At 74.5% G+C, this 12,418-nt stretch carries 17 protein-coding genes; 12 read left to right on the forward strand and 5 right to left on the reverse strand.

What is annotated here, in order from left to right; genetic code table 11:
- The first annotated feature begins 26 nt into the window (after positions 1-26).
- From ACFYYT_RS03535 to ACFYYT_RS03550, 4 genes are all read left to right on the forward strand, one after another.
- On the forward strand, positions 27-269 hold the full coding sequence (locus tag ACFYYT_RS03535) for a DUF6479 family protein (protein ID WP_351827033.1): 243 nt from the start codon (positions 27-29) through the stop codon (positions 267-269).
- Between the two features lie 110 nt (positions 270-379).
- Positions 380-1,066: a HemK2/MTQ2 family protein methyltransferase gene (locus tag ACFYYT_RS03540; RefSeq protein ID WP_351827031.1), complete on the forward strand. Its 687-nt coding sequence runs from the start codon at positions 380-382 to the stop codon at positions 1,064-1,066.
- Positions 1,050-1,304 carry a CDGSH iron-sulfur domain-containing protein gene (locus ACFYYT_RS03545; RefSeq protein ID WP_351827030.1) on the forward strand — a complete coding sequence of 85 codons (255 nt, stop codon included), beginning with the start codon at positions 1,050-1,052 and terminating at the stop codon, positions 1,302-1,304. The genes ACFYYT_RS03540 and ACFYYT_RS03545 overlap by 17 nt, the downstream gene beginning before the upstream one ends.
- Positions 1,301-2,323 (forward strand): iron-containing redox enzyme family protein, encoded by a 1,023-nt coding sequence (locus tag ACFYYT_RS03550; protein ID WP_351827028.1) that lies wholly within the window; start codon positions 1,301-1,303, stop codon positions 2,321-2,323. Before ACFYYT_RS03545 ends, ACFYYT_RS03550 begins: the two co-directional genes overlap by 4 nt.
- Before the next feature lie 45 nt (positions 2,324-2,368).
- On the opposite strand, the gene ACFYYT_RS03555 is transcribed toward ACFYYT_RS03550, so the two are convergent.
- Positions 2,369-2,812 carry a hypothetical protein gene (locus ACFYYT_RS03555; protein ID WP_351827026.1) on the reverse strand — a complete coding sequence of 148 codons (444 nt, stop codon included), beginning with the start codon at positions 2,810-2,812 and terminating at the stop codon, positions 2,369-2,371.
- Between the two features lie 212 nt (positions 2,813-3,024).
- Between ACFYYT_RS03555 and ACFYYT_RS03560 the strand changes: the two genes are divergently transcribed.
- Together ACFYYT_RS03560 and ACFYYT_RS03565 are read left to right on the forward strand one after the other, a co-directional pair.
- Positions 3,025-3,522 carry an SRPBCC family protein gene (locus ACFYYT_RS03560; RefSeq protein WP_351827024.1) on the forward strand — a complete coding sequence of 166 codons (498 nt, stop codon included), beginning with the start codon at positions 3,025-3,027 and terminating at the stop codon, positions 3,520-3,522.
- A complete protein-coding gene (locus tag ACFYYT_RS03565; protein WP_351827022.1) occupies positions 3,515-5,104 on the forward strand; it encodes an NAD(P)/FAD-dependent oxidoreductase in 1,590 nt (529 codons plus the stop codon). Before ACFYYT_RS03560 ends, ACFYYT_RS03565 begins: the two co-directional genes overlap by 8 nt.
- A gap of 61 nt (positions 5,105-5,165) precedes the next feature.
- On the opposite strand, the gene ACFYYT_RS03570 is transcribed toward ACFYYT_RS03565, so the two are convergent.
- The gene (locus tag ACFYYT_RS03570; RefSeq protein WP_351827020.1) at positions 5,166-5,906 is read right to left on the reverse strand and encodes a restriction endonuclease; all 741 of its coding nucleotides are present in this window, start codon (positions 5,904-5,906) and stop codon (positions 5,166-5,168) included.
- Between the two features lie 131 nt (positions 5,907-6,037).
- On the opposite strand from ACFYYT_RS03570, the gene ACFYYT_RS03575 reads away from it, so the two are divergent.
- From ACFYYT_RS03575 to ACFYYT_RS03600, 6 genes are all read left to right on the forward strand, one after another.
- Entirely contained in the window at positions 6,038-7,438 is a 1,401-nt protein-coding gene (locus tag ACFYYT_RS03575) for a mycothione reductase (protein WP_351827018.1), read from the forward strand.
- Between the two features lie 104 nt (positions 7,439-7,542).
- Positions 7,543-7,920: a PRC-barrel domain-containing protein gene (locus ACFYYT_RS03580; RefSeq protein WP_351827016.1), complete on the forward strand. Its 378-nt coding sequence runs from the start codon at positions 7,543-7,545 to the stop codon at positions 7,918-7,920.
- A 177-nt stretch (positions 7,921-8,097) separates the two neighbouring features.
- Positions 8,098-8,580, forward strand: coding sequence for a DUF6328 family protein (locus ACFYYT_RS03585; RefSeq protein WP_351830605.1), 483 nt, complete (start codon positions 8,098-8,100; stop codon positions 8,578-8,580).
- Between the two features lie 20 nt (positions 8,581-8,600).
- Positions 8,601-9,161, forward strand: coding sequence for a type 1 glutamine amidotransferase domain-containing protein (locus ACFYYT_RS03590; protein ID WP_351830608.1), 561 nt, complete (start codon positions 8,601-8,603; stop codon positions 9,159-9,161).
- A gap of 71 nt (positions 9,162-9,232) precedes the next feature.
- Positions 9,233-9,736 carry a hemerythrin domain-containing protein gene (locus ACFYYT_RS03595; protein ID WP_351830610.1) on the forward strand — a complete coding sequence of 168 codons (504 nt, stop codon included), beginning with the start codon at positions 9,233-9,235 and terminating at the stop codon, positions 9,734-9,736.
- Positions 9,733-10,800 (forward strand): cation diffusion facilitator family transporter, encoded by a 1,068-nt coding sequence (locus ACFYYT_RS03600; RefSeq protein ID WP_351830612.1) that lies wholly within the window; start codon positions 9,733-9,735, stop codon positions 10,798-10,800. The genes ACFYYT_RS03595 and ACFYYT_RS03600 overlap by 4 nt, the downstream gene beginning before the upstream one ends.
- A 36-nt stretch (positions 10,801-10,836) precedes the next feature.
- Here ACFYYT_RS03600 and ACFYYT_RS03605 read toward each other — a convergent pair whose 3' ends face one another.
- The 3 genes from ACFYYT_RS03605 to ACFYYT_RS03615 all read right to left on the reverse strand — a co-directional run bounded on the left by ACFYYT_RS03605 (position 10,837) and on the right by ACFYYT_RS03615 (position 12,182).
- Complete coding sequence (locus ACFYYT_RS03605; protein WP_351830615.1) at positions 10,837-11,241, reverse strand: hypothetical protein; 405 nt, start codon at positions 11,239-11,241, stop codon at positions 10,837-10,839.
- Positions 11,242-11,337: 96 nt separating this feature from the next.
- Positions 11,338-11,703 (reverse strand): hypothetical protein, encoded by a 366-nt coding sequence (locus ACFYYT_RS03610; protein ID WP_351830618.1) that lies wholly within the window; start codon positions 11,701-11,703, stop codon positions 11,338-11,340.
- 119 nt (positions 11,704-11,822) lie between these two features.
- The gene (locus ACFYYT_RS03615; RefSeq protein WP_351830637.1) at positions 11,823-12,182 is read right to left on the reverse strand and encodes a subtilase-type protease inhibitor; all 360 of its coding nucleotides are present in this window, start codon (positions 12,180-12,182) and stop codon (positions 11,823-11,825) included.
- Between the last annotated feature and the right edge of the window lie 236 nt (positions 12,183-12,418).

The raw sequence follows: 12,418 nt of genomic DNA on the forward strand, positions 1-12,418 counted from the left end.
CCGGGGATCCGGGGTAGGGGCCGTTCATGATTGCCACCGAAACCCTCGCCGCAACCCTCGCCGCCGAAGGCTCGGGCGCCCTCTTCCTCATCGTCGCCGGAGTCGTCGTGGCCGCCCTGCTGGTCGCCGCCTTCTGGTTCGGCAGCCGGCGCAGCGCCCGCCGCCGGGCCCCGGCCCGGCCGGCCGAGCAGAACCCCGCGGCGCAGCGGCGCCAGGACTCCTGGCAGACCCCCGAAGGCGGTGAGGACGGGCCGCGGCCGCCCGTGTGAGCCCCGCGCGGACGCCGGGCCCGCCCCGCGTCCGTCCCCGCGGGCCGTCACCCACCCCGCTCGTCCCCCGTCCGTCCGGTCCGGTGGGATTTCCGATCCTGGAGGTACGCATGACCACCACGGCGCCGACCACGGGCCCGCTGCCCACCGGTCTGATGTCCCTGCCCGGGGTCTATCCGCCCCATGACGACACCCGGCTGCTCGCCGAAGCGCTCACCCACGAGAGACTGGGACCCGGGACCGACGTCCTGGAGATCGGCACGGGCACCGGCGCGCTGGCCCTGCTCGCGGCGGGCCGGGGAGCCCGGGTCACGGCCGTCGACGTCTCCTGGCCGGCGGTGCTCACCGCCCGGCTCAACGCACTGCGCGGCCGGCTCCCGCTGCGCGTGCTCCACGGGGACTTCGCGGCCCGCACCGAGGGCCGCCGCTTCGACCTGATCCTCTCCAACCCCCCGTACGTCCCGGCGCCCCGCGTGCGGCTGCCGTCCCGCGGGCGCGAACGCGCCTGGGACGCGGGCCCCGACGGGCGCGCGGTCATCGACCGGATCTGCGCGACCGCCCCGGCCCTGCTGAGCCCCGGCGGTGTCCTGCTCATGGTCCATTCCGGCATGTGCGGCGCCGCCCAGACCGTGGACCGGCTCACCGGTGCGGGGCTGACCGCGGGCGTGACCGCCCGGGCCTCCGTCCCGTGGGGTCCGGTCCTGCGCTCGCGGCGGGCCTGGCTGGAGGAGCGGGGACTGGCGGCCGAGGACGAGGAGCGCGAAGAGCTGGTGATCGTCCGTGCCCAGCACGTCTGACGCCGCCGCCCCCGGACCCGCCCGCCGGGTGCAGGTGGACCCCCAGGGCCCGGTGCTCGTCGAGGGCCCGGTGGAGATCGTCCTGGACGACGGGACCGTCGCCCGGTCCGACCGCTTCATGGTCGCCGTGTGCACCTGCCGCCGCAGCCGCACCTACCCCTGGTGCGACACCAGCCACCGCCGCCGCGAGCGCGCCCGCGCCGACGCGCCGCCGACCGGGGAAGGGACCCCCTCATGACCCCACCGGACACGATGACCGCCCTCGCCGGCCCGCGCCTGGCCGAAGGGCGCGGGCAGCTGTCGGGCGCCGTGGTACGGGCCCTGCGCGAGGGCGGCCCGCCCGCCTGCGACCCGGCGACCGCGGGGGAGGCCGACCCGTGGGGCGAGGACCTCCAGCTCGCCCTCTACCTCCTGTACGAACTCCACTACCGCGGCTTCGAGGGCGTGGACGACCGGCGGGAATGGGACCCCGACCTGCTGCGGCTGCGCCGGGCCCTGGAAGACCGCTTCCTGGACGCCCTGCGCACCGACCTCGCCGATGCCCCCCGCTCGGCCGAAGCGGCCTTCGCGCCCCTGCTCGTCGAGCCCGTGGACCTGTCCGGCAGCCTCAGTCACCACCTCGAAACCGAGGGCGAGCTCTGGCAGTTGCGCGAGTACGCGGCCCTGCGCTCCCTCTACCACCTCAAGGAGGCCGACCCGCACGTCTGGGTGATCCCCCGGCTCACCGGCCGCTCCAAGGCGGCCATGGTCGCCATCGAGTACGACGAGTTCGGCGCCGGCCGCGCCGACCGCGTCCACGCCCGCCTCTTCGCCGCCCTCATGAACGACCTGGACCTGGACCCCGCGTACGGCCGCTACCTGGAGTGCGCCCCCGCGCCGCTGCTCGCGACCGTGAACCTGATGTCCCTGTTCGGACTGCACCGCTCCCTGCGCGGCGCCCTCGTGGGTCACTTCGCCTGCGTCGAGGTCACCTCCTCGCCCGGCTCCCGTCGGCTGGCCAAGGCCATGCGGCGCTGCGGCGCCGGACCGGCGGCCGAACACTTCTACGCCGAGCACGTCGAGGCGGACGCCGTCCACGAACAGGTCGTACGCCACGACGTCATCGGCGGCCTGCTGGAGGACGAGCCCGCGCTGGAGGCGGACGTCGCCTTCGGCTGCGCGGCGACCGTCCTGCTGGAGGACCGCCTCGCGGACCACATCCGCCGGGCCTGGGACCGCGGGGCCAGCGCACTGCGCACCCCCCTCCCGCGGGTCTGACGGCGGAAGGGGGGTGCGTACGGGCCGTACGGGGGCGGCGAACCGTCAGCGGTGGGCGGCGCGGTGGCCGAACCAGTGGCCGCGGCCGCGCGGGGCCTGCGTGACCGGAGCCGCGGGGGCGTCGGAGGCCGGAACACCGGTGTCCGTCCGGGTGTCGTCCCGCTGCTCGACCACGTCGTCACGCTGACGGTCCACCACGACCGCCTCACGACGGGAGACGCCGCGCCGGGCCCGGGCCGAGCGGCGGGCCGAGCGGCGGGCCGAGCGGCGAGCACCGAGCATCATCAGGGTCAGTCCGAGCAGGGCGGCCGCGCCGACGATGATTCCGCACAGGAACAGTCCCCCCGTGGAACCCTGGGCGTGGTAGCCGAAAACGGAGAAATCGCCGCCCGCGCCGAGACCGTGAGCGGCGCCCATGTTGCCGAACACCCCGGTCAGGCCGACGACGGCGGCGACGATCAGGATGATGAGTCCGAGAATGAGGATCATGGAATCGCTCCTTGGCGCCGCGCCCGGGCGAGCCCCCGGACGCGGCTGGCGCCTACCCCCGGAGCCGCGCCCCAAGCAGCACGCGCGACTCTGCCCGCGCGACCGGTTCGCAGACGGTCCGGGTGAGGTGACGACGACCGGGTAGGCGCAGGCCGACCGATCACGGCACCCCCGCGTGCCGTGCCCGTCCGTCCCCCGGGAAGGGCCGTGCCATGGCCGTCCGAAACCAGCTGATCCGCCGTCCCCCGTACGCCGTGTGGGCCGTACTCGCCGACCCGTCCCGCTACGGGGAGTGGGTCGTGGGCCCGAGCGATTCCACGCCCCTGGACACCACCTGGCCCGCGACCGGCTCCCGGCTCCGCTACACCGTACGGCTGGGCCCCTGGTCGGCTGAGGGGGTGACGACCGTGCGCCACCAGGAACCGGGCAGGGAGCTGGAGCTGGAGGCCGCGTTCAAGGCCCTCGGCACGGCCCGGATCCTCCTCCAGCTCCGGCCGTGGGGCGAGGAGACCCTGGTCGTCTGCGATGAACACCCCCTGCGGGGACCGGGCGGCACCCTCCACAACCCCGCCACGGAAGCCCTGCTCCAGCTCCGCCACCGCGGCATGCTGTCCCGCCTGGCCCGGGTCGTCGAGGGCGGCCACGAGGGAGCGGCCCGCACCGGAGCCGGGGCCGCCGGAGCGCGGCGCACCGGAGCCCGGCATGCCTGACGCGGTGGTGATCGGCGCCGGCCCCAACGGACTGGTCGCGGCGAACGTACTGGTGGACGCCGGATGGAGCGTGGAGGTCCTGGAGGCCCAGGACGAGCCCGGAGGCGCCGTCCGCAGTGACCGCGGCGTCCATCCCGACTACGTGTCGGACGTCTTCAGCGCCTTCTACCCGCTGGCCGCCGCCTCCCCGGTCCTCGCCCGCCTCGACCTCGCCGCCGAAGGCCTGCGGTGGAGCCACGCCCCGGCCGTGCTCGCGCACCCGCTGCCGGACGGCCGGTGCGCGGTGCTGGAGCGCCGGGCCGGGCCGACCGCCGCCGGACTGGCCCGGTTCGCGGCGCCCGACGCCCAGGCCTGGCAGGACATGTACGGCGCGTGGTGCCGTCTCGGCCCGGACCTGGTGCGGACGCTGTTCACCCCGTTCCCGCCCGTCCGCTCCGGGCTCGCGCTGGCCGCGAAGCTGCGCGCCGCGGGCGGACTGCGCCTCGCCCGGAACCTGGCCCTGCCCGTGCGCCGGCTCGGCGAGGAGACGTTCGCGGGCGAGGGCGGCCGGCTCTTGCTCGCCGGGAACGCCCTGCACGCGGACCTCGCCCCCGAAGCGGCGGGCAGCGGCGGATTCGGCTGGCTGATGTCCATGCTCGGCCAGAGCCACGGCTTCCCCGTCCCGGTCGGCGGCTCCGGCGCCCTGACCGGCGCCCTCGTACGCCGCCTCCGGGCCCGCGGGGGAGTCCTGCGCTGCGGGGAGCGGGTCGTCTCCGTCGTCGTCCGCGGCGGCAGGGCGGTCGGGGTGCGGACGGCCTCCGGAGAGGAGGTCGGCGCCCGGCGGGCCGTGCTCGCGGACACCTCCGCGCCCGCCCTGTACCGCGAACTCGTCGGCGAGGAACACCTGCCCGCCCGGCTGCTGCGCGACCTGGAACGCTTCCAGTGGGACTTCGCCACCTTCAAGGTCGACTGGGCGCTGACCGGCCCCGTCCCGTGGACCGCGCCGCAGGCCGCCGGGGCGGGCACCGTCCACCTGGCCGACGGCGTCGACGGCCTGACCCGGTTCGCCGCGCAGATCGCCATGGGACAGGTTCCCGACGAGCCGTTCGCCCTGTTCGGCCAGATGACCACGGCCGACCCCAGCCGCTCGCCCGCGGGCACCGAATCGGCGTGGGCCTATACGCACCTCCCGCAGCGCATCACCTCCGACGCCGGCCCCGACGGCATCACCGGCCGCTGGGACGCACGGGAGCAGCAGGCCATGGCCGACCGGCTGGAAGCGCAGGTGGAACGGTTCGCACCCGGATTCCGGGCGCTGATCGGGGCCCGCCGGATCCTGGCCCCGACCACCCTCCAGGCCATGGACGAGAACCTGCACAACGGCGCCATCAACAACGGCACCACCGCCCTGCACCAGCAGGCCGTCTTCCGGCCCACCCCCGGCACCGGCCGGCCCGAGACCCCCGTCAGGGGCCTCTACCTCGCCTCCGCGGCCGCCCACCCCGGCGGCGGCGTCCACGGCGCGCCCGGCGCGAACGCCGCCCGGGCCGCCCTGCGCGCCCACGGCCTGCGCGGCCTGCTGCACCGCGCCCAGCGCGTGTAGGGAACTCGGTGGGCGCGGGTCACGTCCAGGGTCACGTCCGCCGGGGCCACGTCCGCCAGGGTCATGACCGCCCGGCCGGTTCCTCCCAGGGCGGCAGCCCGGCCGGATCGGTCCAGGCCGCCAGGGCGTCCCCGTCGAGGCAGAGGATGCCGCACGCGGCGGCGTACTCCAGGGCGGGCGCCGTGAAGGAGCTGGTGGTCACGACGACCGCCACGTCGGCGTCGTGGACGGCGAAGCAGGTGCCGCCGAAACGCTGGAGGTCCTGCGAGCCGACCCGGTGGTCCTCGGCGTAGTGCTTGCACTGCACGACGACGCGGCGCCCGTCCGGGGTCACGGCGATGACGTCGGCCCCCAAGTCGCCCGCGCCGCCCACCACTTCCACGGTGGTGCAGCCGTCCCGCGCACAGAGCGCGGCGACGCTGTGCTCGAAGCCGTCGGCGTCCACCCCGGCGTGGTCGAGCGCGTCGGGCCCCACATCGGGCACGTCCGGCACCTCCGGCACGTACAGGTCCGCCGGCAGGTCCGCCGGCAGGTCCTCGTACACGTCCGGCCCGCCCGCGGCCTGGCGCCGCCGCACGGGCGACACGCTCCAGCGGGCCAGCATGACCCCCACCAGCAGGACCACGACCGCGACGACGGGGACGAACGGCACCCGTGCCCCGGCCCCTTCCGCGGCCTTGACGAAGGCGGCCAGCCCGCCCACGCCGATCCCGGCCAGCCCCAGGGCGAGCACCACGTCGCGCCCGATCGGCGCCCCCCGGCGCCGGACCCCGCCGGTGCCGCCCACCCTCGGTATCGCCATGCGCAACCCCTCCCACTCGTGCTTGATGATCACCGCCTTCCCCGTTCGCGCCGGACCATGAGCCGCGGCCGCGCCACACGGACGCAGCGCGCCGCGGGCCGCCCGGCGGGGAGGGCTCGTAGCCTGACCCGATGCGTCAACACGACCTCGTCGTCATCGGTGCGGGATCCGGCAACTCCGTCATCGACGACTCCTTCGCCGGACTGGACGTGGCCGTCGTCGAGGAGAGGTGGTTCGGCGGCACCTGCCTGAACGCGGGCTGCATCCCGAGCAAGATGTACGCCTACGCCGCCCAGGTCGCCCGGACCGTGGAGGAGGCGGACCGGTACGACGTGGACGCGCGGCTGCGCGGCCTGCGCTGGCGGGCGGCGCGGGACCGGATCTTCGGACGGCTCGACGCCGAACGCGAAGAAGGACGCCGGGGCCGCCTGGAAGCGGACCACATCACCGTGTACGAGGGGACGGCCCGCTTCACGGGCCCCCGGCAGCTGCGGATCGACCTCCCCGACGGCCCCGTCGCCATCACGGGCCGGCAGATCGTCATCGCGGCGGGCAGCCGGCCGCTGGTGCCCGGACCCGTCACCGCCTCCGGGCTGCCGTACGAGACGTCCGACACGGTCATGCGGATCGCCACACCGCCCCACCGCCTCGCCGTGCTCGGCGGCGGGTACGTCGCGGCCGAGCTGGCGGAGGTGTTCGCCGAGGCGGGCAGCTCCGTCGTCATCATCGAGAAGGAGGACCACCTCCTGGGCCCCCAGGACGAGGAAGTGGCCGCGCGGTTCACCGAACTGGCCCGCGCCCGCCACGACCTCAGGCTCGGCCGGGAGGTCACCGCCGTCGGCGGCCGGCCGGGAGAGCTGCGGCTGACCCTGGACGACGGCTCCACGGTCCGCGCGGACCTGCTGCTGGTCGCCGCGGGCCGACTGCCGGGCGGCGACCGGCTGGACCTGGACGCGGCGGGCGTGGCCACCCACGACGACGGCCGCATCGTCGTCGACGCCTGCCAACGCACCACCGCCGAGGGCGTCTTCGCCCTCGGTGACGTCTGCACCCCGGTACCGCTCAAGCACGTCGCCAACCGCGAGGCACGGGTCGTCGCCCACAACCTCCGCCACCCGGACGCCCCGGTCACCACCGGCGACGCCCCGGTGCCCGCCGCCGTGTTCACCAGCCCCCAGATCGCCTCGGTCGGCGCCACCGAGCGCGCGTGCCGGGACCGGGGACTGGACCCGCTGGTGGGCCGGGCCCGGTACGCGGACATCGCGTACGGCTGGGCCGCGGAGGACACCACCGGCTTCTGCAAGGTGCTCGCCGAACTCGCCGAACGCGGCACCGGCCGCCTGCTCGGGGCTCACCTCATGGGTCCGCAGGCCGCCACCCTCATCCAGCCGCTCGTCCTGGCCATGACGCTGGGCATCGACGCGGCCACCCTCGCCAGGTCCCCGTACTGGATCCACCCGGCGCCCACCGAACTCATCGAGAAGGCCCTGCTCGACCTCGGGGACACCGGGGCCGCGCGACCCGGCGAATGAACGCGGGGGAGCGGGGCAGGCGGGGTCCAGGCAAGGACGGGGACGCCGGGATGTTCCCCCGGCCGTCCCCCGCACACCTGCAACACCAGAGGAGCTGTTTCCGCGTGACTGAGCATGTGTGGAGTTACAAGTCGGCCTCTGGCCCCCTGGCCGGCACCGATCTGACCGGCTTCGAGGTCGAGGCCACCGACGGAAGCGTCGGCAAGGTCGACAAGCACTCCGACGAGGCCGGTGACTCCTACCTGGTCGTCGACACCGGGATCTGGATCTTCGGCAAGGAGGTGCTGCTGCCGGCGAGCACCGTCGTCAGCATCGACCCGGAGGAGCGGAAGGTCTTCGTCGACCGGACCAGGGGCCAGATCAAGGACGCCCCCGAGTTCCACCGGGACAAGCACCTCCAGGACGCCGCGTACCGCTACGAACTGGGCAACTACTACGGCGTGGTCGGCCCCTTCGGCCTCCCGCCGGTCCCCCCGGTCTGACCGGCCCGTGGCGGTGGGCCCGGACTCGCGGAGTCCGGGCCCACCGCCACGCCCCGGCCGGGGGAAGACCGCGGTACGCGGGAGCCGCCGCCGCCCGGTGCGGGACGGCGGCGAGCAGGGAATGGGGCGGCGGGCGCCGGGTAGGCGCAGCCGTACAAGGCGTGAGAGGGAGGCGTCATGCCACAGGCCAGCGGGGCCGGACGGGACGAGACCGTCGAAGAACGCGCGGACCGGCAATGGCAGGAGCTGATCCAGGAGATCCGCGTCGCCCAGACCGGAGTGCAGATCCTCTTCGGATTCCTCCTCACGGTCGCCTTCACCCCCGTCTTCCGCACACTCGGACAGACCGACAGGACGATCTACATCGTGACCGTCGTGCTCGGCTCCCTCGCGACGGGCGCGCTCATCGGCCCGGTCGCCTTCCACCGCATCGTCTCGGGCCGGAAGATCAAGCCCGAGGCGGTCGCCTGGGCGGCCCGGCTGACCTTCACCGGCCTGATCCTGCTGCTGGCCACCTGTACCGCGGCGCTCTTCCTCGTCCTGCGCGTCGCGACGCACAACGCCATCGTGCCCTGGCTCGTGGGCGGCGTCCTGGCCTGGTACCTCCTGTGCTGGTTCGCCCTGCCCCTGTGGGCCCGCATCCGCTACACCGAAAACTGACCGCCGAAGGAGGCGACCCCATGCGCATCGCGTTCCTGACCGCGCCCGAGGGCGTGGAGGAGATCGAACTCACCGAACCCTGGAAGGCCGTCGAACAGGCCGGATGGAATCCGCAGCTGGTCTCCACCGAGCCGGGCCGCGTCCAGGCCTTCCAGCACCTCGACAAGGCGGGCACCTACCCCGTCGACCACGTCCTCGCCGGTGACACCGCCGAGGCCTTCGACGCACTCGTCCTGCCCGGCGGAGTCGCCAACCCCGACGCGCTGCGGATGAACGAGCGGGCCGTCGCCTTCACCCGCAGCTTCTTCGAGGCGGGCAAGCCCGTCGCGGCGATCTGCCACGCCCCGTGGACGCTGGTCGAGGCGGACGTCCTGCGCGGCCGCACGCTCACCTCCTGGCCGAGCCTGGCCACCGACATCCGCAACGCCGGAGGCATCTGGGTGGACGAGACCGTCCACGTCTGCCGGACGGGGTCCGCGACCCTGATCACCAGCCGGAAGCCGGACGACCTCGACGCGTTCTGCGCGGCGTTCCTGAAGGAGTTCGCGGACGCCCCGCACGGTGGGGGCGCCGGGGTGTGAGACAGCCGGCGCCGAGCGGGCGCCGCCAGGAGCGCAACGCAGTGAAGGACCGAGCCCAGGAGGTACGTGGCATGGCCGCGGACAAGCAGCAGGACCAGGACGTCGTCGCCCTGATCCTGGAGGACCACCGCACGATGGAAGAACTCTTCCGCCGGATGCGCAGCGTGGAGGCGGACCGGGCGGGCGCGCTCGCCAAGTTCTCCGCCCTCCTCATCGCCCACGGCGAGGCGGAGGAGAGCGAGGTGTACGGCGCCCTGAAGAGGTTCAAGGACGTCGACGACGACGAGGTCGAGCACGGCACCGAGGAGCACGCCGAGGGCAACGAGGCCCTCCTCGCGCTGCTGGAGGTGTCCGAGGTGGGCTCCGACGAGTGGGACGAGCGGCTGGAGGAACTGGTCAAGGCCGTCACCCACCACCTGGACGAGGAGGAGCGGACGATCCTCAACGGGGCCCGGGAGGCCGTGCCCGACGAGCGGCGGGCCGAGCTCGGGGCGGCCTTCCTGCGCGAGCGGGAGAGGCAGCTCGCCGCCGACTGCGGCAGCGTCGAGAACGTACGCGCAGTCGTACGGGGATGACGGCATCGGCGGCGGTTCCGGAATCCGGCGGGGACCCGGCCCGGGGCGCGGACCCCGCACCGCACGGCGGCGGGAACCGCGCACCGCACGGTAGCGGGGGCGGCGGCGGGCAGGACGCCGAGACGCGCAAGACCGTATGGGTCGCCCTCGCCGCCAACCTGGCCATCTGCGGGGCCAAAGCGGTCGGCGGAGTCGTGGCGGGCTCCCCGGCCCTGCTGTCGGAGGCGGCCCACTCGATCGCCGACAGCCTGAACGAGGTCTTCCTGCTGGCCTCCCTCAAACGCAGCCGGCGCCCGGCGGACGCGCGCCACCCCTTCGGCTACGGCATGGAGCGGTACTTCTGGTCCCTCCTCGCCGCCGTCGGCATCTTCGTCACCGGGGGCTGCTTCTCCGTCTTCCAGGGCATCGAGGCCTTCCGCTCCGGCGGTTCGGAGACGCGCCAGGGTTACGTCATCGGTCTGGTCGTCCTCGCCGTCGCCCTGATCGCGGAGGGCGCCTCCCTGGTGCGGGCGGTCCTCCAGGTGCGGGGCGCCGCACGGGCCCGGGGCCGCAGCATGGCCGCCGAGATACGCCACGGCCACGACCCGGCCCTGCGGACCGTGCTGGCCGAGGACAGCACCGCCTGCGCGGGCGTCGTCCTGGCCATCGCGGGCATCGCCCTGCACATGGCGACCGGCGAGATCGCCTACGAGGCGTCCGCTTCCATCCTGATCGGGCTCCTGCTGGTCTACGTCGCCTACACGCTGGGCCGCGCGGCCCGTGGACAGCTGGTCGGAGAGGCGGCCGACCCGGAGGTCCAGCGGGAGCTGCGCGCGTTCCTCGTGGAGCAGCCGGAGATCGACACGGTCACCGCGCTGCTGACCATGCGGCTGGGCCCCGACTCCGTGATGGTCGCCGCGCGGGTCGACCTGACGCCGGGCTACGACAGCGAGACGGTGGAGCTCGCGATGGTGCGGATCCGCCACGGGGTGCGCGACCGCTGGCCCGAGCTGGACCAGGTGTTCCTCGACGTCACGGACGCGGCGGCGACCCGCCGGGGCGCGGCCGCCGACCGGCGGCCCTGACCCGGCGACCGGGCGGCGGGCGCCCCCGGGCACGGGTCAGAGCAGGCTGAAGAGGTCCTCGTGGGCGCCGTCGAGGACGAAGCCGTTGTCGAGGCGGACGCGGAGCGTCACGCGAAGCCGCCGCTGCTGGTGGGCGGTCCAGGCGGCTTCGAGTCCGCCGACCTGGTCCGCCAGCTGCTGCCTGCTGGCCGGGGGCATCTGGTGGCCGAAGTCGTCGAGCAGCGACTTGAGCCGTACGTATTCGAGGACCTCCCGGCCCGGCGGCTCGCCGCGGCCGTCGTCCACCGCTTCGACGGTGCCCCGGGCGCCCGCCGCCAGGGACAGGGAGGCGGCCACGCCCTCCGGCGCGGCCGCCTCCGGGTCCTCGTGGGCCCGCACGACCGACCCGGCCAGCCGCAGTTCGGCCGCCAGCTTCACGCGCCGGCCCTCTTCGAGCGTCATCGGTCCTTCGTCCCTCCGGTCGGTCGGGCCGCCGGTCGCGCGGGGCGCGGGGCGGCCCCGGAGGTGCCATTATCCGGACCCGCCCGCAGCGCCGGGTCAGGGCCCTTCGTCGTAGGTTCCCGTCTCGACTTCGAGGGCGAGTTCCTGGAGGACCTCCAGGGAGGAGACGTCCGTGCGGCCGGCGTCATGTGCCATGGCGAGGCTGGTGAACGCGAGGCTGAACCCGGAGACCATGGTGTGCAGGGCCGGGCCGAGTGCCTCGGCGACCAGACCGGCCACCTCGCGGGGCGTGGCGTCGGCGGGGACGCTGATCGACGGCAGCATCTCGTTGAGGAGCTGAGTGGCGACTCCGGCCGTCGCCTCGTCGCCGATGTCCTCCTCCCCGGCTTCGGCCGTCCGCCGGATCTCCTGTGCCTCGGTGAGGATGCCGATCACTCGTTTGAGAACCTCCGCGCGTTCCATGCGCGGAGGCTAGTCCAGGAGCGGGCCCTTTGGCGGTGCGAACCGGTTACCCGGGTGGGGAACGCGCCGCCGGTCCGGCCGGCGGCGCGCGGTGGGGTGTGCGGTGGGGCGTGCGCGGATCAGAACGCGAAGACGGCGTTGCCGTTCAGGGTCGCGGACATGGCGCAGGAGTTGGAGAAGGTGTGCTTCCAGGCGACGCGGCTGCCCTTCCACACGCCGTCGGCCGTCACGGTGACGGGGGCGTAGAGCATCGGACAGGCGCGGTCCGGGTTCGGGGCGGCCAGCAGCCGGTCGAACGCGCCGCCGGTGGCGTTCAGGGCGGCGCAGGCGGCCTGCGCGTCGGGGTGGGTTCCGGTGGCGGTCGGTGCGCAGCTGAGGGTGGACGCCCGGACGACGGTGGCCGCCGCGTCGTCGCCCTGGGCGACGGTGAAGACCATGGCGGAGGGGGCGTACAGGCTGGTGGGCCGGGCCTCCGCCATGCCGGTCACTCCGGCGAGGCAGAGGAGGGCAGCGGCGGAGACGGTAGCGATGCGACGCACGACAAGACTCGCTTTCGAATCAAAGGTTGGCTGCGTTCCTTCTTCGTGGATTCGCAACCCGGTCAAGCTGAGCCTGCCTGATCCGAAGGGGGGTGTCATATGCATGACCGATTTACGGACACCCCGTCCGCATAGCGGCGACCGAATGGTCGTTCGGGCAGCTCACGCGGGGTGCG

Source organism: Streptomyces sp. NPDC002032 (genome assembly GCF_042890765.1).
GTDB lineage: Bacteria > Actinomycetota > Actinomycetes > Streptomycetales > Streptomycetaceae > Streptomyces.

What these genes read in the sequence shown, in the direction of transcription:
- ACFYYT_RS03535 (WP_351827033.1), top strand. Translation starts at nt 27, where the DNA reads ATGATTGCCACCGAAACCCTCGCCGCAACCCTCGCCGCCGAAGGCTCG.
- ACFYYT_RS03540 (WP_351827031.1), top strand. Translation starts at nt 380, where the DNA reads ATGACCACCACGGCGCCGACCACGGGCCCGCTGCCCACCGGTCTGATG.
- ACFYYT_RS03550 (WP_351827028.1), top strand. Translation starts at nt 1,301, where the DNA reads ATGACCCCACCGGACACGATGACCGCCCTCGCCGGCCCGCGCCTGGCC.
- ACFYYT_RS03555 (WP_351827026.1), bottom strand. Translation starts at nt 2,812, where the DNA reads ATGATCCTCATTCTCGGACTCATCATCCTGATCGTCGCCGCCGTCGTC.
- ACFYYT_RS03560 (WP_351827024.1), top strand. Translation starts at nt 3,025, where the DNA reads ATGGCCGTCCGAAACCAGCTGATCCGCCGTCCCCCGTACGCCGTGTGG.
- ACFYYT_RS03565 (WP_351827022.1), top strand. Translation starts at nt 3,515, where the DNA reads ATGCCTGACGCGGTGGTGATCGGCGCCGGCCCCAACGGACTGGTCGCG.
- ACFYYT_RS03570 (WP_351827020.1), bottom strand. Translation starts at nt 5,906, where the DNA reads ATGGCGATACCGAGGGTGGGCGGCACCGGCGGGGTCCGGCGCCGGGGG.
- ACFYYT_RS03575 (WP_351827018.1), top strand. Translation starts at nt 6,038, where the DNA reads ATGCGTCAACACGACCTCGTCGTCATCGGTGCGGGATCCGGCAACTCC.
- ACFYYT_RS03585 (WP_351830605.1), top strand. Translation starts at nt 8,098, where the DNA reads ATGCCACAGGCCAGCGGGGCCGGACGGGACGAGACCGTCGAAGAACGC.
- ACFYYT_RS03590 (WP_351830608.1), top strand. Translation starts at nt 8,601, where the DNA reads ATGCGCATCGCGTTCCTGACCGCGCCCGAGGGCGTGGAGGAGATCGAA.
- ACFYYT_RS03595 (WP_351830610.1), top strand. Translation starts at nt 9,233, where the DNA reads ATGGCCGCGGACAAGCAGCAGGACCAGGACGTCGTCGCCCTGATCCTG.
- ACFYYT_RS03600 (WP_351830612.1), top strand. Translation starts at nt 9,733, where the DNA reads ATGACGGCATCGGCGGCGGTTCCGGAATCCGGCGGGGACCCGGCCCGG.
- ACFYYT_RS03605 (WP_351830615.1), bottom strand. Translation starts at nt 11,241, where the DNA reads ATGACGCTCGAAGAGGGCCGGCGCGTGAAGCTGGCGGCCGAACTGCGG.
- ACFYYT_RS03610 (WP_351830618.1), bottom strand. Translation starts at nt 11,703, where the DNA reads ATGGAACGCGCGGAGGTTCTCAAACGAGTGATCGGCATCCTCACCGAG.
- ACFYYT_RS03615 (WP_351830637.1), bottom strand. Translation starts at nt 12,182, where the DNA reads ATGGCGGAGGCCCGGCCCACCAGCCTGTACGCCCCCTCCGCCATGGTC.